The following is a 20,029-nucleotide window of genomic DNA, read 5'->3' as shown; positions in this document are numbered from 1 at the left end:
TTATAGCCTCAACCAGCATATATTCTGACAGTATCGTCACTGAAATAAAAACCGAGTGCTGATTATAGGGGAAACAAAAGGTTTTCCCTGAAAAAAAGCGCTTTTCTACGTGATCTTTCTTGTCGTGATCATTAGATTACAGACACGAATCAATTTTAGTTTTGTAGATCAAGGAATACCGAATGGCCGAAGCCAATCGTGATGAAGCTCAGCAGTCTTATGGTGCAGATTCTATCAAGGTTCTGAAAGGCCTGGATGCTGTCCGTAAGCGTCCGGGAATGTACATCGGTGACACAGATGACGGTTCCGGTCTGCACCACATGGTTTACGAAGTCGTCGATAACGCCATCGACGAAGCACTTGCTGGCCACGCAACCCGCGTTACCGTGACATTGAATCCTGATGGTTCCTGCACCGTCACCGATAACGGCCGTGGTATTCCAACCGATATTCACTCTGAAGAGGGTATCTCAGCTGCCGAAGTCATCATGACCCAGCTACATGCCGGTGGTAAGTTCGACCAGAATTCCTATAAGGTCTCCGGCGGTCTGCACGGCGTCGGTGTATCGGTTGTCAACGCACTCTCCACATGGCTGCGCCTTAAAATCTATCGCAATGGCAAAGTCCATGAAATGGAATTCCGCCATGGTGATTCTGTTGCACCACTTGCTGTAACAGGTGATGCCGGGGACAAGAAAGGTACGGAAGTTTCGTTCCTTCCAAGCCCGGAAACCTTCACGATGATCGAGTTTGACTATGCTACCCTTGAGCATCGTCTACGCGAACTCGCCTTTCTGAACTCAGGCGTCCGGATTATCCTGACGGATAACCGTACCTCAGAGCAACGACAGGAAGAGCTGCTTTACGAAGGTGGTACCGAGGCTTTCGTTCGCTATATTGATCGTGCCAAATCACCGATGATTTCTGCTCCGATCGTTCTGCAGTCAGAGCGTGACGGTATCACTGTTGAAGTTGCGATGTGGTGGAATGACAGCTACCACGAGAATGTCCTCTGCTTCACCAACAACATCCCGCAGCGCGATGGCGGTACTCACCTTGCCGGTTTCCGCAGTGCCCTGACCCGTCAGGTTACAAGCTATGCTGACAGCTCAGGCATTTCCAAGAAAGAAAAAGTCTCTTTCACTGGCGATGACTGCCGCGAAGGCCTGACTGCTGTTATCTCGGTGAAGGTGCCAGATCCAAAGTTCTCGTCCCAGACCAAAGACAAACTGGTTTCATCTGAAGTGCGTCCAGTGGTTGAAGGCATCGTCAATGAAGCCCTTGGCAACTGGTTTGAAGAGCACCCAGCAGAAGCTAAAACGGTTGTAAGCAAGGTTGTTGAAGCCGCAGCCGCTCGTGAAGCAGCCCGTAAGGCTCGTGAACTGACACGCCGTAAGGGTGCACTCGATATCGCATCCCTTCCCGGCAAACTTGCCGACTGTCAGGAACGTGATCCATCCAAGTGCGAACTCATCCTCGTCGAGGGTGACTCGGCTGGCGGCTCTGCAAAGCAGGGGCGTGATCGCTCATTCCAGGCCGTTCTGCCACTGCGTGGTAAAATCCTGAACGTTGAACGTGCCCGCTTTGACAAAATGTTGTCCAGTCAGGAAATCGGTACGCTGATTACTGCTCTTGGCACCGGTATTGGACGTGAAGAATTCAACATCGACAAGTTGCGTTATCACCGCATCATCATCATGACCGATGCTGACGTCGACGGTGCGCATATTCGTACATTGCTGCTGACATTCTTCTTCCGCCAGATGCCGGAACTGATTGAGCGTGGGCACCTCTATATTGCCCAGCCACCGCTCTATAAAGCATCACGCGGTAAATCATCGCTTTATCTCAAAGATGAACGCGCACTTGAAGATTACCTGATCGATATGGGTATTGATGGTGCATCGCTACAGCTCTCAAGTGGTCTTGAGTTCCAGGGGGAGCAGCTGAAAGCCCTGATCGACGAATCCCGTTTTGTCCGTCATGTTATCGGTAACCTGCATTCCCGCTATGATCGCGTCGCTGTTGAGCAGGCAGCAATTGCCAGCGCCCTGCGTCCTGATGTGGTTGAAGATCCGGTCAAGGGTAAAGAAGCTGCCGATTACATCGCCAAACGTCTTGATGCCATTGCAGAAGACATGGAACGCGGCTGGACAGGTGAAGTTAAAGATGGCGGCTATGTCTTCTCACGCACGTTGCGTGGCGTGACACAGGTCTGCATCCTTGATGAAGCTCTGATTCAGAGTCCGGAAGCCAAACGCCTTGATGAACGTGCAAAATCACTGCAGGACGTTTACGGCAAGCCGGCCACATTGGTTCGCAAATCAGATTCCATACTGATTGATGGCCCAACCAGCCTGTTCCAGGCTGTCATGGCAACAGGCCGCCGTGGTCTTCAGCTCCAGCGCTATAAAGGTCTGGGTGAAATGACGGCCCAGCAGCTCTGGGAAACAACGCTTGACCGCGATGTCCGCTCACTCCTGCAGGTTCGCGTCAAGGAAACATCAGAGGCTGATAACCTGTTCGTCAAGCTGATGGGTGATGTCGTTGAACCACGCCGTGAGTTCATTCAGGAAAACGCTCTGAGCGTTGCAAACCTCGACGTTTAATCTGAAAAAATCTTAATCTTAAAAGGCCGGTTCTCTTTAAGAACCGGCCTTTTTTATGCCTAAAGAAGTATTTTTAATATATACCTTGCATAACAAGATACCTTGTTATATATACCCTCAAAAGAGGTTTACTCCATGTCCGGTTCAATTTCGGTACAACTGAAAAAAGGCGTTCTTGATCTTTGCGTTCTGGCTTTACTCGAACAGGTGGATTGCTATGCCTATGACATTGTCAAAAATCTGTCTGGCCCGATTGATATGGGCGAGGGCACGATCTATCCGCTGATGCGTCGGATGCAAAACGAAGAATATGTCACAAGTTATCTTTGTGAATCGGAAAACGGTCCCTCAAGAAAGTATTATCGCATTACCGATAAAGGCCGTCTTTATCTGAGCAATCAGAAAAAGGAATGGAATGTTTTCGTAGCAGCTGTTGGCAATATTCTTGGAGAAAAATCATGAACAGAGCAGCTTTTCTTGCTCAACTTGAAACCAGTCTCAGGAGTCTGCCGATACAGGTCAGAGATGAGTTCCTCGGTGATTACAGGAGCCATTTTGATGAGGCTTCCGCTGAAGGCAGAAGCGAAGCAGAAACAGCAAAAGCGCTCGGCAATCCAGACCTTCTGGCCAGAGAGTACCTGCAGGATTATTTCAATGTGCGACAAAGCAGAAATTTCAGCCCTGTCTTCATGACACAGGCTGTTTTAGTCAAAATCGGCCTCATTGGGCTCATCCCCTATGCAGGTCCAATTCTTCTTATGGCATTTCTTGTTATCATTGCCGGCTTTACCGGACTGACCGGAGCAGCTGGTCTGCAATCTGTACTAATTGATATCGCTCTGTTTATTCTCGCAATCGTATGTACAACCTTCATATATCGGTTTGTGAGCGACAGGAAAAAACTGGATACGGATACCCTGATCGAACAGGAGTTGTTATGGTCCCCCGGCCAGAGCATGACGATAGCCGTTGCAGCCGATGTCAGCTGGAAACCAGCCGCCCATCCAAAAGCGACCATCAAAACATATCCATGGCTGATGGAACATCTGCAGCTTAACAGCGAAACACTGCACAGCCCCTTCAAAGTCAGATTCTTCAGCCGGTATAAAATACAGCTTGAGCTTGAAGGACCTGCCATTCCCAAATGGCTCCTGATCGGCAGCGGAACGCTTCATCTCCAGAATATTCAGCAATCCGAGCTTGATCTTTCTGTCGAGGGCAGTGGTGATATCATCGCAACCGGATTTACTGATCATGCCCGTATCAACATTAAAGGGACAGGTGAGATTGATATCGGTCAGCTTTCCCAGAGAGAAACTTTTGTAAATCTTAACGGTATGGGGGACGCAACCATCGCGCCAACAGAACGAGCTATCATCACCATGTCAGGCAGAGGGGATGTCAAACTGCTTACCCATCCACCAGTCATCGAAACCACGACAGACGGTAAAGGTGATATCCGCTTTGCAGATGGTACCCTTATAAAATAACCTCTTCACCACGAAAATTTCGCCGCCATTCCTTCGGGGAAATTTCAAATTTTGTTTTAAAATGCTGCCGGAGAGATACAGCTGACTGAAAACCAACAAGCTCTGCTATTCTTTCAATAGAATATGACGTTGTTTCCAACAGAAGCTGGCTTCGTCGTAACCGTTGTGCAATCAGCCAGTCACCTACTGTTTCTCCAGTCGCTTTTAAAAAGTGCCGCGTGAATGAGCGCCGGCTCATATTGACCCATGCAGCAAGAGAATCCAGATCATGATGGGCATTCAGGTTCTGGCCAAGATAATCTAGTAGCTGATTAATACGGGCATCCTGCGTTGAAACAGGCACAGGCTGTTCAATGAATTGTGCCTGACCACCCTCTCTATGTGGGGGTACAACTAATCGTCGAGCAATCTTATTTGCCGTCTTACTGCCATAGAACTGGCGCACCAAGTGAAGACAGCAATCAAGACCTGCAGCGGTACCTGCGGAAGTGATCAGTCTGTTGCTCTCAATATAAAGGGCATTCGTATCCAGAATGACGTCCGGGAAGCGGGACACGAAATCCTGCTCAAACTCCCAATGTGTTGACGCCCGTTGGTTATCAAGCAACCCGGCATAAGCAAGAACATAGGTACCAAGACATAACCCGACAATTAAGGCACCACGTTCATGTGCCTGATTAAGCGAATCAAGCAGCTTCTGACTTGGTCGCTCAGACGGGGCCCGCCAAAATGGAATAACTATGATATCTGCTGATCCCAGCTCATCCAGCCCATGATCTGGTTGAATTTGCAACCCGATATCTGAATGAAGCTGTCCTTCTTCACCCGCGCAAATCCTGAGGTCAAAGAGCTTTGTACCTGCAAGCACATTACCAAAAACAATGCATGGAACAGAAAAGTGGAATGGGCTGAAATGGTTAAATGCAACAACGGCTACCGTTGGTAATGACATATCTCTTTCCTCTCAGCCCGCTCTTTCAACCTAAATCTGGCAGGTTTCACCATCATCAGGCACCAAAACCTGCTTTTCCAATCCCTTTTCGATAAGAAATTCTCTCAATTCTTTCCGGGAGAGCATGCAATGATTGACGGCCTCCATATGGCTCGCAATGACAGTTGCCTGAGGTACTTTACGGCATACCTGCTCAACATCAGATGCATTCATAATGATTGACCCTAGCCCCGGAATTTGAGCATCACCACAATTTACAATCACAACATCCGGTTTGTAGGTCTCAAGATTACTGACAACATACTGGTTCCAGACAGTATCTCCTGCCAGATAAAGGGTCTTTTCGTTTTGGTGAGAGAAAACAATACCGCAGACATGCCCAAGTCTAGCACCTAATTTATCAAGTGCTTCATCACTCCCATGCTGGCCCGAAGTCTTTGTCATGCAAATACCGTCAAAATGGGTATCTTCAGACAACACACGCAGATTTGTAAAACCTGATTTTTGGATTTCGACGGCATCCTCTTCATTCTGGACAAACATGAGTATGTCTTTTGGAATGATCTCTTTTGCTAAATCATCCCAATGGTCCAGATGCATATGGGTAACAATAACAGCATCAACATCGAGCAGCTGTTCTGCAGGCGCAGGCAGATCAACCAAGGGGTTGGCAAGATGATCATTTGCCGTCCCTGGAAAGCCGGGATAGGTCCCTTTCGCAGATAACATTGGATCTACCAGAAATTTTTTCCCGGCATATTCAATGATCAATGTTGCGTTACGTATTTGCCGTATAAACATCTTCTATTGTCCCATTAAGGTTTCATACGAGCCTTCGCAAAGGCCTTAATGAGCTAATTATTATTTAATGGAAGCTAATCCAAAAGTGACCTGAAGGCCAGTTATAGAAAATATCGGGCCAAAATGGAAATGCAAAATATTGCACGGCAGCCGCAAAGTCTTTGCCAGTAGTGCATAAATTTGCACTAAGTTACTATTTTTAAACGATAATTTCTTCATTTCTGCGGATAACTCATAAGAAGGAAGCCATTTCCTTGCAAACAAAGGGGCATCCCGGCAATAGGAGAGGGCACCTTAAGAAGTGCTGTGAAAAATCATTCTAAATTCCACAATCAGTGAGTATCAGATGCCTTCTTTAAGGGGGGCGATACACCGTGACCGAGAAGAAAAATGACTAACGAAACGAATAAAAAAGCTAATCCAGCCCCGCTTGGACTGATGGGCTTCGGAATGACAACCGTTCTTCTGAATATCCATAATGCCGGATTCTTCCCGGTCAGCGCCATGATTATCAGCATGGGTCTATTTTATGGTGGCGCAGCGCAGGTTATTGCCGGTATCATGAGCTATAGAAACGGTGACACATTCGGCACAACCTCCTTCACATCCTATGGCTTCTTCTGGCTGACACTTTGCTTCATCTGGATGTTGCCAAGCATGGGTGCAACAGGTGTAACGGAATCTGCCTTCATGGGTATCTACCTTGCCATGTGGGGCGTGTTCACCTTCTTCCTGTTCATTGGTACTTTGAAATATCCCATTGCCAAACAGGTTGTTTTTGGCAGTCTGGTTATCCTTTTTGCGCTTCTTGCCGCTCATAACCTGACAGGCAACCACATGATCGGTATTATCGCTGGTTATGAAGGTATTTTCTGCGGCGCCAGTGCTATTTATTTTGCCATGGCACTTGTCCTGAATGAAACATTCGGTCGTACAATTCTGCCAGTCGGCGAGCTGTCTTCAGCATCAAAAGCTTCAGCAGTTGGCAAGGTCAGCATCGCTTAAGGCTTTGCACATAATATGCAGAAACGGGCCCATAAAGGGCCCGTTTTTTGTTAGAAACCTGCATTGTGCCTATTCGTTAAGTCTATGGAAGGTTTCATGGGCTAGAATCGGTCTCTCACAGACTTAAAGCAGGTTTATTATCATGACCAAGGTTGCGGTACTTAAAGGCGGATTATCCAGAGAACGAGATGTTTCCCTCTCCAGTGGAGCAGCCTGTGCCGTGGCGTTGAAGCAGGCTGGCTATGATGTTGTTGAAATTGATGTCGGCCGCGATATCTGGGAAAAACTGAAAGAAGCCAAGCCCGATGTTTGTTTGAATGCCCTGCACGGACCACTCGGCGAAGATGGTTCCATACAAGGTGTTTTAAACTATCTTGGCATTCCCTATACCCATTCAGGCGTCTCTGCTTCTGCTCTGGCTATGGATAAAAACCGGACGAAAATGATTGCCGATGATATCGGTATTCCGATCGCCAAGGGTAAGCTGGTCAATGAGGCTGAGTTCTGGGCGGAGCCTCCGGTTGAGCCCTACGTCATTAAACCCGTCAATGACGGCTCCAGCATTGATACATTCGTTGTTCGCGATCCGGCTGAGCATCCTTTCAAGAAAGGCGAATGGCCATTCAAGGGCCGGGCTCTTCTGGAAGAACTGATTGATGGCACGGAACTGACCTGTACTGTTTTAGGTGATCGTGCCCTGACAGTAACGGAAATCGTTCCGGCAAAGGATGCTTTCTATAATTATTCAGCCAAATATGCTCCCGGCGGCTCCAATCATATTCTGCCAGCACGTGTTTCTCAGGATGTTCTGGATACCTGCATGAGTGCATCACTCAAGATTCATAAAGCACTTGGTTGCCGCGGTATCTCACGCAGTGATTTTATTCTCGACAAGAGAACCAACAAGCCGGTTTTCCTCGAGGTCAATAATCAGCCGGGCATGACGCCAACATCTCTTGCGCCGGAACAGGCTGCACATGTCGGCATTGATTTCCCAAGCCTCATGCGCATCCTGATTGAAAACGCCCAGACTGATTAAAACAGAATACGCTATCTCAGAGATGATACGCCGTACTGTCTTCTGGCACCTCGGCACGTTCTGTCATTCCGTAATCACGGATAACCTGAGCCACGCGTAACCGATAATCAGCAAAGACACCCTGTCGGCCTGCCGCCTGTGCCTTACGATGGGACGGCAGGTTACGCCATTCTTTCACCGCCTGCTCATCCCGGAAGAAAGATAATGAAAGAATCTTGCCCGGCTGCGTCAGACTCTCGAACCGCTCAACAGAAATGAAACCATCAATCTGCTCAAGCTCAGATCTAATGCTGGCTGCAATGCCCAGATAGTCCTGCATCTTTCCTTCAGCCGGCCATACTTCAAAAATAACTGCGATCATGACTTCCCTACCAATGTGCGCACTCCTGAAGCAAGGCGTAAAAACAGCCTCTCTTCCCGACGAATAAACTGCCGCTCTTTGGCAAATTCATAATTGGCTTTACCCAATGGATCAGCCGCTAAACGATGACGATATTGCTCATATTCTGCCATACTTTCAATATTATAGACACCATAGGCAACCGTACTTGAACCTTCGTGTGGTGCATAATAACCAATCAGATCAGCACCACATCTGGGAATAGCCTCTCCCCAGTTACGTGCGTACTCTTCAAAATCAGCCTTTTTGAACGGGTCAATTTCATAACGGATAAAACAGGTAATCATTGCTCAAAACTCCAGTTGTTTGCCTGTCGTTTTTAGCCTTTTATAAACTTGCATATTTCGGTTATGATCGAAGTATGAAAGAAGGTCCTGTTATCGCAACTGTCGCGGCCCTGATTGGCGATCCGGCCCGCGCTAATATCCTGTCTGCCCTGATGGACGGCCGTGCTTTGACTGTCAGCGAGCTTGCTAATGTTGCAGGTGTTACGATCCAGACAGCCAGTGGTCACTTAAGCAGACTGGCGGATGCCAATCTTCTGGCCGCAGAAAAGCAGGGCCGACACCGCTATTACCGGCTGGCAGGAGAAGAAATCGCAATCGTTCTGGAAGCATTACTTGACCTTGCCCAGAAAACAGGCGCAACACGTGTCAGAACCGGCCCAAAAGATACGGCCTTACGTAAAGCTCGTATCTGTTATGACCATCTTGCTGGCGAATATGGTGTCACGATGCTGCGCAGCATCGCTAAACAGGGTTTCATTGCCGCTGGCGACAGAATTACCCTGACAGATCAGGGACGTGTATTTTTTGATGACTTTGGCATTGATATCGTAACTCTTGAACAGAGCCGCCGTCCTTTATGCCTGCATTGCCTTGACTGGAGTGAAAGGCGCCATCACTTAGGCGGCGCACTTGGTGCGGCTATCATGGGCAAAATGCTTGATCAGCAATGGATCAGGCGCGGCGAGGGAAGAACCATTACTTTCACACCCAAAGGGCTTGAGCAGTTCAAAAAGTACTTCCCTGACGAAACACCGTAAAGCCGTGGTTATTCAACCTTCTCGCCGGGATAGACACCCCAGAGTTTTTCCTGAAGGATATAACCGTCATTATCACGGGCATTCGGAATTGGAACGGCAACCCGGCACCATGTACCGTCACATTTCTTGACGTTCACGATAACATTCGGCTGCATGCGGGCTACAACCTCTGAACGCTCGTTTCGATCTGAGACCAGCGGGATCTGTTCGTTTTTGTTTTTGGACCAGGGCAACACTAAAGCTGTTCGGCGCCCAGAAAGCAATGAATGAAGAACCCAGCCCTCAGTCCCTTCAGAATCACGAATGCGGCGCCAGTTTTCGTATTCGGCAATAATCTCAACAGGAAGACCGGCACGCTGGAAAACCCAGGCTGTACGGTGATCCTTTGATGGCCCCTCACGCAGATTTACACGGTCTGTCTTCAGGCTGACATAACGTGGCACTGGAAGACCCGTTCCTTTTCTTCCACCCGTCTCCTGCGCATGGGAAAAGGCTGTACCCATGAAAAAGGCAGCAAGAACGCTGGCAAGAACGACGTGTTTACGCATCTGATATCTCACGAATCTGAAGTCTCAGTACCTACCCGGCCTTCAATCTCCAAGAACACGGAGAAGCCCAGCAGAGATACTTATAGGATTATTATCTCTATTTGGCCCCATGTAAGTTAACATGACGTGAAAGAATCTGAATTCTTCCGCTGTAAGAGCTTGTTTTATACAGATTCTATAATTAACTCTCTCACAGGTTTAAAACAGTACATCAATTCGGACAAAGTGATCAATTAATGCTCTTTCATGCTGCCCTTTTGGCTCTGCGTCAGGTTTTTTCTCCTGCTTTCCGCAAAATTCTCTGGAAATCACTCGGCTTAACTGTCGTTTTGCTGGCTGTCTTATGGGCTTCAATACGCTGGTTTTTCACTTACCTGCTCGCCAATCACAGTCTGACTGCACAGTACCCAACAATTGACTGGTATATTGTACTGGTCAGCAGCATTGGCCTGTTTCTTCTGTTTATCTATCTGCTCCCGGCAATCACGGCGGTTGTTGCAAGCTTCTTTATTGACGATGCAGCCAGCATTGTTGAACAAAGTGATTTCCCAACTGATGCTCCGGGAACGCCAGCTCCACTTGTTCAGTCAACTTTGAGCGGTATACGTTTTGCCGTGCTTTCGCTGATCGTGAATCTCTTCGCGCTCGCGCTCTTCTTTCTGCCTGTTATTAATCTTGTCGTATTCTTCGTTGCCAATGCCTATCTGCTTGGCCGTGAATATTTTGAATTATCAGCCAGCCGCTTCATGCCGGCAAAACAGGCTGCGGCACTGCGTAAGAAAAACAGTCTGGCAGTCTTCAATGCAGGCTGTCTGATGGCGTTTTTACTGATGATTCCAATTCTCAACCTGCTGACACCCCTGTTTGGGATTGCTCTTATGGTTCACGTCCATAAAAAACTTAATCACCAAATCAGCTATCAGCCATAACGGTGCAAGCTGGCTCCATTCTTCTTGAGCCATTTCTCAGCCTCATCCGTATGCGGACAAATCTGATAGACGATCTTCCAGAACCGTTGCGAATGGTTCATTTCCAGAAGATGTGCAACTTCATGGGCTGCAAGATAGTCAAGCACATAGGACGGGGCCATTATCAGGCGCCAGGAGAAGGATAGGCCTCCCTGGCTTGAACAGGACCCCCATCGGCTTCTTGTATCGCGTAAAGCAACTTTACGTGCCTTAACCCCAAGCTCTTCAGTATATTTTACCACGGCAGCCTCAAGATCACGTTGTGCTTCACGGCGCAGAAGCTCCTTGACCCGACGTGGTGTATGCTCCGCATCACCAGAAACAACAATCACACGTTCATTATCAACACTTTCAAAAATACCTGTCGGCATCTGTGGTGTTGTCCGTCGAATGATCCGGTGCGGAATACCGCGCAGAGGAATAATAGCATCTGGTTTAAAGGCAATAATCTCGGGAAGACGATGTACCCGTGTCGAGATCCACCCTCCATGAGATTGAGCAAAGCGCTTTGCAGATAAAATACTGACTTTCTCAGGAAGAGTCATGGCAACCTCACCGGTCGCACTTGAAACACGCAAAGTCACACGGCGGGCCGCTGGCCGTCGTTTAATCATAACCTTGTAGACTTCATCCCCATACGTCACCTCAATATGAGACGGGTCAGAAGCTTCATTTTTGAACAAAGCGAATCGCATGACATGTAATCTGCCCTGCAAAATCGTTGTTGTCAGCGGTTATTGGTGAATTTGTCACCATAAGATTGTACAAACGCAGTAATACATAGCATATAAGGTACAACTTTAGCTGCCGAATAACAGGATCGGGTAATAATGGGTCTCTTTTCTGCGATCAGTATTTTCAAGAATATCTTTCCTGATTATTCCCGTGGCATCCAGAATATGCGGGTCAACACGCTTGTACGTTTACGCTGGCTTGCAATTTTTGGGCAGACTATCACTGTACTTGGTGTTCAGTTCGGTTTTGGCTTTGAGTTTCCTTTCTGGTTCTGCCTCTACATCGTAGCCCTCTCAGCTTTACTCAATATTTTTCTAAAGCTCAGGCTGCCAACCAATTTCCGGCTGAACCAGAGTGCTGTTACTCTTGTTCTGGCTTTTGACATTCTTCAGCTTGCCGGACTTTTATATCTGACAGGTGGTCTGCAAAACCCTTTCAGCATTCTCTTTCTTGCACCTGTCCTGATCTCAGCAACAGCGCTTTCCCCTGAACGCACATTGGTACTTGGGCTGATTGCAACTGGCTGTACAACCCTACTAGCGCTCATCCATGAACCACTTCCATGGAATCCCTATTCAGATCAGCCGGTCTTACCCTTTCTTTTTATCTCAAGTATCTGGCTTTCATTATTTATTTCCATGGTCTTCATCAGTATTTATGCATGGCAGGTGGGTGCAGAAGCCCGGCAACTGGCAGGTGCCGTTTCTGCCATGGAACTGGTTATTGAACGTGAGCAGCATCTGACACGTCTGGATGGCCTTGCGGCTGCCGCGGCCCACGAACTGGGAACACCACTGGCAACCATCGCCCTGATTGCGAAAGAGCTGAGCAATAACCCGTCACACGACAAGGATACAAAAGCGGATCTGGAACTGCTGCGTGAGCAGGTTGTTCGGTGTCGTGAAATTCTCGGTCAGTTAACATCCCTTGGTCGCAATGAAGATAGCAGTGAGTTTTTATCATCGGTTACAATACGTCACCTCATCGAAGAAACCGTTACGCCTCTGCAGACACCCGATACCAGAATTGACATTGATATTTCCGGTATTGGTAAAGAGCCGCGATGCGTCAACAAATCTGCGCTTATTTTCAGCCTGACGAATATTATTGATAATGCGCTCGACTATGCGGAAACCTATGTTTCAATTTCCGCCTACTGGGATGAATCCACTGTCAGCATTGAAATTCGGGACGACGGACAAGGTTACGCACCCGATGTCCTTTCCCGCCTGGGAGAGCCTTATGTCACCACGCGCTCCCATAACAGGGACACAAACCATGCAACAGGTGAAAGTGGTGGCTTAGGCTTAGGACTTTTCATTACCAAGACACTGATTGAACGTTCTGGAGCGATATTGACATTCTCAAATGCTGTTCCACCTGACCATGGTGCGGTAACCCGTATCGTCTGGGAACGGCATGATTTTGAACAGGAAACAAACCAGAATTTAATTCATTGATAGATTGTCATTAACAGTAATCACTGAAACTAACTGCCATATCGATGACAACAATTGATATTAATGGTTTCTGCCCATATTACAGAGTAGTAAATAAAATCATGGAGGGGTCTGTGACGGAAAGTAACACCGCTGGAGCAGAAATGGATTCTGTTCAAGACAAAAGCCTGATTATTGTTGACGACGACAAGCCGTTTTCAAGCCGTCTTGGACGGGCAATGGAAGCTCGCGGTTATAGCGTGAGAATTGCAGAAAGCGTTGCAGAAGGTATCGCCCTGATTGATGACATGGCTCCTGCTTTTGCTGTCATTGACATGCGCCTTGGCGATGGCAATGGTTTACAGGTTATTGAACGCCTCTCAGAACGCCGTCCGGACGCCCGGGGTGTTATTCTCACCGGATACGGCAACATCGCAACAGCTGTGACAGCTGTGAAACTCGGCGCATTTGATTATCTTGCAAAGCCTGCCGATGCTGATGAAATCGAAGCTGCCCTGACAGCCCAGAGTGATGGCAAGGCCTCACCACCTGAAAACCCAATGTCAGCCGACCGTGTTCGTTGGGAACATATTCAGCGTGTTTACGAGCTATGTAACCGAAATGTTTCTGAAACAGCCCGTCGTCTGAACATGCATCGCCGAACGTTACAGCGTATTTTGGCGAAGCGCGCCCCTCGCTAATGAAATGAACTGATAAGCCCGGTTTGCATGTCCTTGTGATACCGGGCTTTTGTTTACCCTAATTCGTCAACTTACGAAGAGTAAACTTTTATCAGTGTGAGCGCGCACAGAGTTTCGGCCTTAAGCAGATCAAAATTCCTGACATTATGATCCACCGTATTTTACAAAAAAACACTGCTGATCGCCCAACAAAAGGCCTTACCGCCTATTTCTGGGGTGTGCGCGGTTCTTTTTGTGCCTGTGGTGAAGAATTCAATGAATTTGGCGGAAATACCCCTTGTGTCGAAATTCGTGTCGGTGACAGGCTTTTCATTATTGATGCCGGGACAGGATTTCCCGTCTTCGGACGTGAAGCATCTTCCTCCGTTCCTCAAAATGTGGATCTGCTTTTAAGCCATCTCCACTCAGATCATATTGGTGGGCTGCTGCTCTGCAAACACCTGCTGACCAAGGAAGGCCGCACCTTTAATACCTATTGCGGCAATCTCAATGGCGAAACAGCAGAAGCTGCCCTTAACCAGCTCTATTCACCACCAATCTTCCCGGTGAAGATGGATTGCATTCCGACGAAATTCAATCACACAGGGTTCCATGCAGGTGAAAACCTTGTCTTTGATGATGGTATAACTGTCAAAACCGTTCCCCTGAAACATCCGGGCGGCGCAACAGGCTATCGCTTTGATCATGAAGGACGCTCCATCTGCTATCTCAGTGATCTGGAGCATTCAGATCACTGGCCAGATCAAGAGCTCGTTACCTTCTGCCAGAATACAGACCTGATTATTTTTGATGGTATGTTCTGTAAAAATGATTACTCCGGACACGAGGGCTGGGGCCATTCCACATGGTCTAAAGGCATTGAACTGTGCCGGGCTGCCAATGCCGCCTCATTAGCACTGTTCCACCTTAACCCCTGCTATGATGATCAGCGCCTGCATGAAATAGAACGTACCATGCAGAAAGAAATGCCGGAGGCATTCATTGCGCGTGAACGTCACCATGTCTATCTGGAACCAAGATAACTCTGCCAAGACAACGCTGAATAGTATGTCCGCGCGTAAGGTGGACTCTAGACATCATCCTCCCTCACCCGGTATCATGACGATAAGGTGCTGATTCATTTCAGAAAATGGGAGTATGATGTCAAAAGACCATAAAACAGAAGAGCTTGGCACGCCAAAAAATTCTTCATCTCCCATTATTGTCACAGGTGCAGCCGGGTTTATCGGCTTCCATGTCAGCCGTCGTCTTGCAAATGCGGGCTTCAAAGTTATCGCGATTGATTGCTTTACGCCTTATTATGCACTTGAGCTGAAAGAAGCGCGTTGGGCAGAGCTCGCAAAAATTAAAGCACTACAGCTTGAGCGCATCGATATTGCCGATGCCTCAGCCATCGCAAAACTCTTTGCCGACCATAAACCTGAACGTGTAATCCATCTTGCTGCCCAGCCAGGCGTACGCCGCGCTCTAGTCGAGCCCCAGCCTTATATTGATGCCAATATAACGGCCTTTCTCAATATTCTTGAGGCCTGCCGTCATAACAATATCCAGCATCTGGTCTATGCTTCCTCAAGCTCCGTCTATGGTGCTAACCGCAAGTTCCCATTCTCTGAACATGATAATGTTGACCACCCTGTCAGCCTGTATGCGGCAACCAAGAAAGCCAATGAGGCGATGGCGCATGCGTACAGTCATCTGTTTGGCTTTGCAGCAACGGGTCTGCGGTTTTTCACGGTTTATGGCCCATGGGGGCGGCCGGATATGGCCGTCTATGCCTTTACTGATGCCATAGCGAATGGCCGTGAAATCAGTGTTTCCAATGCCGGTAAGGTCTGGCGGGATTTTACCTATATTGATGATATCGTTGAAGGTATCACCCGCGTACTTGATAAACCAACTGCGCCCAACCCTGACTGGGATGCAACAAATCCTGACCCGGCGACCGGAGCCGCTCCTCACAGAATTTACAATATTGGCAATGATAACCCGGAAGAGCTGAATGATCTTATCGGTTTGATTGAGCGGGCGCTCAATCGCAAGGCTATCCGGAAAGATGTACCATTGCCACCAGGTGATGTACTGGAAACCAGAGCCGATATTTCTGATCTGCGAAATGCCGTTGGTTTTGCACCTTCAACATCACTTGAAAAAGGCGTTGAACAATTCGTCTCATGGTACAGGAGCTATCACACACTATGAGCGAATTTGCTGATTTTCTAATGGTATTTGCGGGCATGGTCATCGCAGGTGCAGGCCTGACAGCTCTGTTTATCATGATGCTGATGCCTGTTCTCAAAGCCTATGCCATGGCACGTCCCAATGCCCGCTCAAGTCATAAGGTTCCGACACCTCAAGGGGGCGGTATAGCTATTTTGCTTGTTGTATTTCTGCTGGTTGGCAGTGTCATGCCCCTCATGGCCCAAGACAGTTTGGGACGTATGGCTTATCTGGCAGGCGCCGTTATTTTTATTGCTATTATCGGTGCTTTTGACGACATTAAACCCCTGCCTGTCGCCCCTCGGCTGCTTGCTCAAATTATTGCTGTTGCCATTGCAATCATCATGACACGCACGCATTTGTCCGGCCGAATTTTCCCAGAAATCATACCTTCGTGGCTGGAAGATATCGTACTGGTTTTTGCCGGTGTCTGGTTCGTTAATCTGGTCAACTTCATGGATGGACTTGATTGGCTCTCTGTTGCCGAATTTGTCCCGATCACAGCAGCGCTGCTTCTATTACAGCTTGTTGGATACATTCCATTTGAAGTTGTTGTAATCGCTGCCGCTCTGCTTGGTGGGATGGTTGGCTTTGCCTTCTTTAATAAACCTGTGGCCCGATTATTTATGGGTGATGTCGGCTCCTTGCCACTTGGTTTGCTGCTTGGCTGGATGCTCCTTAAACTGGCAGAGACCGGATCGTTAGGTGCCGCACTTCTGCTGCCATTATATTACCTGATGGATGCAACAATTACCCTTCTGCTACGTATCAAACGCAAAGAGAAACTGTCACAGGCCCACCGCAGCCATTTCTATCAGCGTGCCACAACGAACGGCTATAGTGTCATGGAAGTTGCTGGCACGGTCTTTGGCTTGAATATTGCCCTTGCCTTACTGGCCGCTTCAACATTTATCTGGCAAAAACTTTCTACTCCAGACTGGCCTTACCAGCTTGCAACGCTAATTATAGGAATGATTGCAGTCTCTTTTGTACTCTATCGCTTCTCAAAACCAAAAATTGTCAAGGAAGGGAAACAGAGCCATGCCTAACCGGATTGCGTCCGGAGGATTGATTGCTCTGACCGGAGCAACAGGCTTCATTGGACAATTTCTTCTGAAAGACATGATCCGCCGTGGGTATCGTGTACGTGTTCTCCTGCGCCGTCCTGTTAATCTGCATCTGGAAGCCGATAGCGCCATTATCGGCGACCTGACCCACCCACAAAATATGGCTGAAGCGCTTCAGGGCGTTGACGCAGTCATTCATTCGGCAGGTCTGGCACACGCTATGAGCGGCATGCCAGAAGCTGACTACAGAGCGATCAATACGGACGCAACAGCCAATCTTGCGCAGGCAGCTGAAAAGGCCGGTGTCCGGCGTTTCATTTTTCTCTCGTCAATCAGAGCGCAGTCAGGGCCTGTTTCCCCTACCATTATTCATGATACTTCCCCGGCATTACCGACAGATGCTTATGGGCGCTCAAAGCTTGCCGCAGAGCAGGCCCTTGCCCAGACAAACATTGACTGGGCAGCTCTGCGTCCCGTTCTGGTCTATGGCAATGGCGTCAAGGGAAATATGGCAACCCTTGCCAGACTGGCCAGAAGCCAATGGCATTTACCGCTGGGTGGCATACAGGCAAAGCGATCTCTTCTGTCAGTTGAAAATCTGGCCGACGCGATTGATTTTTTGCTTCGAACCGAAAAGCCATTACGCCAATCAATGATTGTTGCAGATAACGAACCTCTGACAATCGGTGAAATGATTGCTGCCATGCGTAGTGGCCTCAACCGGCCTGCCGGGTTAATCCCCGTACCTGAATTTCTTTTAAAACTCGGCTGCCGTGCCCTTGGAAAGCAGGAAGCTTTTGAGCGCATTGCAGGGTCTCTGGTTGTCGACGCCTCAACTCTCAGGGAGCTGGGATGGCAACCTCCGATTACGACGCAGTCGGCGCTGGCGGAGATGTCAAAGCATTTTGCTTCCGACGCTTGAACTCGGGAATCGCTTCCTCAAAAACCGCTTCTGCAGCAGAGCGATCAAGTTTGGCAACAGCTTCATGCAGCTTGCCAATCCAGCTTTCCATACGGGCCCGGTCTGCAAAAATTGGGCGGGCGGCCATGACACCATCAATACCGGTATCCGCCATTGGCTCTTCACGCGCAAACAGGATTTCATGCAGGCGCTCGCCGGGACGCATACCTGTCAGCTTAATCTCTATTTCTTCATTAGGTTCAAACCCGGCCAAGCGGATCATACGCTCAGCAAGTTCATAAATTTTGACAGGTTGGCCCATCTTCAGAACATAGACTGATGTCCGTTCATCCTCATTTGTCTCACCGCTTGCCATCAAGCGGCCTTCCATATCCGCATGTGATGCGGAGGTAATCACCAGATCAGATGCTTCACGAATTGTCATGAAGTACCGAACCATTTCAGGGTGTGTCACCGTCAGGGGGCCACCACGAGCGATCTGAGCCTTAAACTTCGGAACAACAGAACCGACAGAACCAAGCACATTACCAAAACGAACGCCGATCAGGCGGGTTTTGCCGCTATGGATATATTCTGCATCAAGCGCCTGCGCATACATTTCAGCAAAACGCTTGGTGACGCCCAGCATTGAAACTGGATCAATCGCCTTATCAGTCGAGATCATGACAAGGGCATGGACACCGGCAGCAACAGCTGCATCAGCGACATTTACAGAGCCAAAGACATTTGTCTTGATACCTTCTGCCCAGTCCTTTTCCAGATAAGGTACATGTTTCAGGGCTGCCGCATGGAAAGCAACATCCGGCTTAAAATCTGCCATCACCTGGAACATACGCTCACGATCACGCACGTCGGCAATGACACCATCAACCACCATATCGCTGGCAACCAGATCAGGGTTTTCAAGAATATGATTCAGTGACGGCTCAGAACTCTCGACAACCATAAGCTCTGATGCACCAAATGCGGCAAGACGCATACAGATTTCACTGCCAATCGAACCACCACCACCGGTGACCAGAACACGTTTGCCGCGGACATAATTACCCAACCGCTCACGATCAATCTGAACCGTTGGACGTAACAGGAGATCTTCAATTTCAAGCGGCAGGATTTCCGCATCGCGGATATTCTCACCAAGGCTGGTGAGGCGCATCAAGGGCAGACCAAGCTTCCGCGCACGACTTAAAAGGTGTTCAGGGCGTGCTTCAGGAGCCAGTGCACTCGGTGTTGCCACCAAGCGCCGGATCGCAGTTCCACGTTCTTGAAATTCATTAATAACATGCTCAAGATCAGCAAATTCGCCCAAAACCGCAACGCCACGGATCGACTGACCAAGATCATCAGTGCGATAGGTCAGGATACCTTTGGGTTGAATCCTCTTGATTGAACCGGATTCAATAGCCCGCAAAATCAGTTCAACGTCAGCACTGCGCCCCAAAAGAAGGGTTGGAATATTGGCTGTTTTTTCCAGAGTTGAGCGAGAACGTGCATATTTGAAATAACGGAAAGCCAAACGCGGCCCACCAAGCAGGAACATCTGTACCAGCCAGTAGAGCGCAATTGTAATTTTGCCGAAATAGTAGAACCCGAAAAGGTTCGGCGCGACCAGAATATAATCCAGAACCAGCAGTGTCAGCGCCAACAGGGTTGTTGCGCGGAAAATATTGAACAGATCAGGAAGCGACGCAAACCGCCAGCGTGACCGGTAAAGATGGAAGAACCAATAAACAACACCGGCATAAATGACGAAGAACGGCAGGATACGCGGCAGGAGATAAATACGCTCCTGTAGCTCAGTCCCGTGGAAGCGCACGAAGAAACTCACCATGATGGCGGCAGCCGTCATGATCAGGTCATGTGCAATAATCAGCGCTTTTTTAAGATCGTGACGGGTCATGGTCCTGCTTCATCAATAGCAAGGGGTATCGACCGAGCCTGTTAATTTGTCAACATTTATACTGTATTTAGCTGGTTGTTGAATGAGATATCATTAACGCCGCTTATTTTCAGGTGGTGCAAAACACCATTGTCTCCCAAACAAAAGCATTCTAAGCAGAATATCTGTTATTGAAAAATCAGGCACAGAAC

At 48.4% G+C, this 20,029-nt stretch carries 20 protein-coding genes; 13 read left to right on the top strand and 7 right to left on the bottom strand.

The window, feature by feature from the left end; all coding sequences use genetic code 11:
• The first annotated feature begins 182 nt into the window (after positions 1-182).
• The 3 genes from gyrB to WJT86_RS01230 all read left to right on the top strand — a co-directional run bounded on the left by gyrB (position 183) and on the right by WJT86_RS01230 (position 4,099).
• Entirely contained in the window at positions 183-2,609 is a 2,427-nt protein-coding gene (gene gyrB, locus WJT86_RS01240) for a DNA topoisomerase (ATP-hydrolyzing) subunit B (protein WP_346335676.1), read from the top strand.
• Positions 2,610-2,744: 135 nt separating this feature from the next.
• Positions 2,745-3,071 (top strand): PadR family transcriptional regulator, encoded by a 327-nt coding sequence (locus WJT86_RS01235; protein ID WP_346335675.1) that lies wholly within the window; start codon positions 2,745-2,747, stop codon positions 3,069-3,071.
• Positions 3,068-4,099, top strand: a complete 1,032-nt coding sequence (locus tag WJT86_RS01230; RefSeq protein ID WP_346335674.1) for a GIN domain-containing protein — start codon at positions 3,068-3,070, stop codon at positions 4,097-4,099. The genes WJT86_RS01235 and WJT86_RS01230 overlap by 4 nt, the downstream gene beginning before the upstream one ends.
• Here WJT86_RS01230 and WJT86_RS01225 read toward each other — a convergent pair.
• Both WJT86_RS01225 and WJT86_RS01220 read right to left on the bottom strand, forming a co-directional pair.
• Positions 4,089-5,051, bottom strand: a complete 963-nt coding sequence (locus tag WJT86_RS01225; RefSeq protein ID WP_346335673.1) for a GlxA family transcriptional regulator — start codon at positions 5,049-5,051, stop codon at positions 4,089-4,091. The two genes, WJT86_RS01230 and WJT86_RS01225, sit on opposite strands and share 11 nt — an antisense overlap.
• Positions 5,052-5,081: 30 nt before the next feature.
• Positions 5,082-5,852 carry an MBL fold metallo-hydrolase gene (locus tag WJT86_RS01220; protein ID WP_346335672.1) on the bottom strand — a complete coding sequence of 257 codons (771 nt, stop codon included), beginning with the start codon at positions 5,850-5,852 and terminating at the stop codon, positions 5,082-5,084.
• A 390-nt stretch (positions 5,853-6,242) separates the two neighbouring features.
• On the opposite strand from WJT86_RS01220, the gene WJT86_RS01215 reads away from it, so the two are divergent.
• Both WJT86_RS01215 and WJT86_RS01210 read left to right on the top strand, forming a co-directional pair.
• The gene (locus WJT86_RS01215) at positions 6,243-6,857 is read left to right on the top strand and encodes an acetate uptake transporter (protein WP_346335671.1); all 615 of its coding nucleotides are present in this window, start codon (positions 6,243-6,245) and stop codon (positions 6,855-6,857) included.
• Positions 6,858-6,993: 136 nt separating this feature from the next.
• Entirely contained in the window at positions 6,994-7,896 is a 903-nt protein-coding gene (locus WJT86_RS01210) for a D-alanine--D-alanine ligase (RefSeq protein WP_407066903.1), read from the top strand.
• Positions 7,897-7,912: 16 nt separating this feature from the next.
• Here WJT86_RS01210 and WJT86_RS01205 read toward each other — a convergent pair whose 3' ends face one another.
• Positions 7,913-8,257: an antibiotic biosynthesis monooxygenase family protein gene (locus WJT86_RS01205; protein ID WP_346335669.1), complete on the bottom strand. Its 345-nt coding sequence runs from the start codon at positions 8,255-8,257 to the stop codon at positions 7,913-7,915.
• Positions 8,254-8,583: an NIPSNAP family protein gene (locus WJT86_RS01200; RefSeq protein WP_346335668.1), complete on the bottom strand. Its 330-nt coding sequence runs from the start codon at positions 8,581-8,583 to the stop codon at positions 8,254-8,256. The genes WJT86_RS01205 and WJT86_RS01200 overlap by 4 nt, the downstream gene beginning before the upstream one ends.
• Before the next feature lie 74 nt (positions 8,584-8,657).
• On the opposite strand from WJT86_RS01200, the gene WJT86_RS01195 reads away from it, so the two are divergent.
• Entirely contained in the window at positions 8,658-9,341 is a 684-nt protein-coding gene (locus tag WJT86_RS01195; protein WP_346335667.1) for an ArsR/SmtB family transcription factor, read from the top strand.
• An 8-nt stretch (positions 9,342-9,349) separates the two neighbouring features.
• Here the strand turns inward: WJT86_RS01195 and WJT86_RS01190 are convergent, their stop codons facing one another.
• Positions 9,350-9,844: an SH3 domain-containing protein gene (locus WJT86_RS01190; protein WP_346336266.1), complete on the bottom strand. Its 495-nt coding sequence runs from the start codon at positions 9,842-9,844 to the stop codon at positions 9,350-9,352.
• A gap of 281 nt (positions 9,845-10,125) precedes the next feature.
• Here WJT86_RS01190 and WJT86_RS01185 point away from each other — a divergent pair, with 281 nt between their 5' ends.
• The gene (locus WJT86_RS01185; RefSeq protein ID WP_346335666.1) at positions 10,126-10,818 is read left to right on the top strand and encodes a sulfate transporter family protein; all 693 of its coding nucleotides are present in this window, start codon (positions 10,126-10,128) and stop codon (positions 10,816-10,818) included.
• On the opposite strand, the gene WJT86_RS01180 is transcribed toward WJT86_RS01185, so the two are convergent.
• The gene (locus WJT86_RS01180) at positions 10,809-11,552 is read right to left on the bottom strand and encodes a M48 family metallopeptidase (protein WP_346335665.1); all 744 of its coding nucleotides are present in this window, start codon (positions 11,550-11,552) and stop codon (positions 10,809-10,811) included. The genes WJT86_RS01185 and WJT86_RS01180 overlap by 10 nt on opposite strands.
• A 135-nt stretch (positions 11,553-11,687) precedes the next feature.
• Here WJT86_RS01180 and WJT86_RS01175 point away from each other — a divergent pair, with 135 nt between their 5' ends.
• The 6 genes from WJT86_RS01175 (at position 11,688) to WJT86_RS01150 (ending at position 17,938) form a co-directional block, all read left to right on the top strand.
• The gene (locus tag WJT86_RS01175) at positions 11,688-13,052 is read left to right on the top strand and encodes an ActS/PrrB/RegB family redox-sensitive histidine kinase (RefSeq protein WP_346335664.1); all 1,365 of its coding nucleotides are present in this window, start codon (positions 11,688-11,690) and stop codon (positions 13,050-13,052) included.
• A gap of 143 nt (positions 13,053-13,195) precedes the next feature.
• Positions 13,196-13,732, top strand: a complete 537-nt coding sequence (locus WJT86_RS01170) for an ActR/PrrA/RegA family redox response regulator transcription factor (protein WP_407066887.1) — start codon at positions 13,196-13,198, stop codon at positions 13,730-13,732.
• A gap of 146 nt (positions 13,733-13,878) precedes the next feature.
• A complete protein-coding gene (locus WJT86_RS01165; protein WP_346335663.1) occupies positions 13,879-14,754 on the top strand; it encodes an MBL fold metallo-hydrolase in 876 nt (291 codons plus the stop codon).
• A 115-nt stretch (positions 14,755-14,869) separates the two neighbouring features.
• Positions 14,870-15,931, top strand: a complete 1,062-nt coding sequence (locus tag WJT86_RS01160) for an NAD-dependent epimerase/dehydratase family protein (RefSeq protein WP_346335662.1) — start codon at positions 14,870-14,872, stop codon at positions 15,929-15,931.
• Positions 15,928-16,998 (top strand): MraY family glycosyltransferase, encoded by a 1,071-nt coding sequence (locus WJT86_RS01155; protein ID WP_346335661.1) that lies wholly within the window; start codon positions 15,928-15,930, stop codon positions 16,996-16,998. The genes WJT86_RS01160 and WJT86_RS01155 overlap by 4 nt, the downstream gene beginning before the upstream one ends.
• A complete protein-coding gene (locus WJT86_RS01150) occupies positions 16,991-17,938 on the top strand; it encodes an NAD-dependent epimerase/dehydratase family protein (RefSeq protein WP_346335660.1) in 948 nt (315 codons plus the stop codon). The genes WJT86_RS01155 and WJT86_RS01150 overlap by 8 nt, the downstream gene beginning before the upstream one ends.
• On the opposite strand, the gene WJT86_RS01145 is transcribed toward WJT86_RS01150, so the two are convergent.
• Entirely contained in the window at positions 17,883-19,838 is a 1,956-nt protein-coding gene (locus WJT86_RS01145) for an SDR family NAD(P)-dependent oxidoreductase (protein ID WP_346335659.1), read from the bottom strand. The two genes, WJT86_RS01150 and WJT86_RS01145, sit on opposite strands and share 56 nt — an antisense overlap.
• Between the last annotated feature and the right edge of the window lie 191 nt (positions 19,839-20,029).

The sequence above is a fragment of the Hohaiivirga grylli genome, assembly GCF_039655745.1.
Taxonomy (GTDB): Bacteria; Pseudomonadota; Alphaproteobacteria; order Rhizobiales; family Beijerinckiaceae; genus Hohaiivirga; species Hohaiivirga grylli.
Note: the sequence above shows the minus strand (reverse complement) of the source record. Positions and strands in the feature narration are given on the sequence as shown.

Coding starts and splice junctions, on each gene's coding strand:
- gyrB (WP_346335676.1), top strand. CDS start 183: ATGGCCGAAGCCAATCGTGATGAAGCTCAGCAGTCTTATGGTGCAGAT.
- WJT86_RS01235 (WP_346335675.1), top strand. CDS start 2,745: ATGTCCGGTTCAATTTCGGTACAACTGAAAAAAGGCGTTCTTGATCTT.
- WJT86_RS01230 (WP_346335674.1), top strand. CDS start 3,068: ATGAACAGAGCAGCTTTTCTTGCTCAACTTGAAACCAGTCTCAGGAGT.
- WJT86_RS01225 (WP_346335673.1), bottom strand. CDS start 5,051: ATGTCATTACCAACGGTAGCCGTTGTTGCATTTAACCATTTCAGCCCA.
- WJT86_RS01220 (WP_346335672.1), bottom strand. CDS start 5,852: ATGTTTATACGGCAAATACGTAACGCAACATTGATCATTGAATATGCC.
- WJT86_RS01215 (WP_346335671.1), top strand. CDS start 6,243: ATGACTAACGAAACGAATAAAAAAGCTAATCCAGCCCCGCTTGGACTG.
- WJT86_RS01205 (WP_346335669.1), bottom strand. CDS start 8,257: ATGATCGCAGTTATTTTTGAAGTATGGCCGGCTGAAGGAAAGATGCAG.
- WJT86_RS01200 (WP_346335668.1), bottom strand. CDS start 8,583: ATGATTACCTGTTTTATCCGTTATGAAATTGACCCGTTCAAAAAGGCT.
- WJT86_RS01195 (WP_346335667.1), top strand. CDS start 8,658: ATGAAAGAAGGTCCTGTTATCGCAACTGTCGCGGCCCTGATTGGCGAT.
- WJT86_RS01190 (WP_346336266.1), bottom strand. CDS start 9,844: ATGGGTACAGCCTTTTCCCATGCGCAGGAGACGGGTGGAAGAAAAGGA.
- WJT86_RS01185 (WP_346335666.1), top strand. CDS start 10,126: ATGCTCTTTCATGCTGCCCTTTTGGCTCTGCGTCAGGTTTTTTCTCCT.
- WJT86_RS01180 (WP_346335665.1), bottom strand. CDS start 11,552: ATGCGATTCGCTTTGTTCAAAAATGAAGCTTCTGACCCGTCTCATATT.
- WJT86_RS01175 (WP_346335664.1), top strand. CDS start 11,688: ATGGGTCTCTTTTCTGCGATCAGTATTTTCAAGAATATCTTTCCTGAT.
- WJT86_RS01170 (WP_407066887.1), top strand. CDS start 13,196: ATGGATTCTGTTCAAGACAAAAGCCTGATTATTGTTGACGACGACAAG.
- WJT86_RS01165 (WP_346335663.1), top strand. CDS start 13,879: ATGATCCACCGTATTTTACAAAAAAACACTGCTGATCGCCCAACAAAA.
- WJT86_RS01160 (WP_346335662.1), top strand. CDS start 14,870: ATGATGTCAAAAGACCATAAAACAGAAGAGCTTGGCACGCCAAAAAAT.
- WJT86_RS01155 (WP_346335661.1), top strand. CDS start 15,928: ATGAGCGAATTTGCTGATTTTCTAATGGTATTTGCGGGCATGGTCATC.
- WJT86_RS01150 (WP_346335660.1), top strand. CDS start 16,991: ATGCCTAACCGGATTGCGTCCGGAGGATTGATTGCTCTGACCGGAGCA.
- WJT86_RS01145 (WP_346335659.1), bottom strand. CDS start 19,838: ATGACCCGTCACGATCTTAAAAAAGCGCTGATTATTGCACATGACCTG.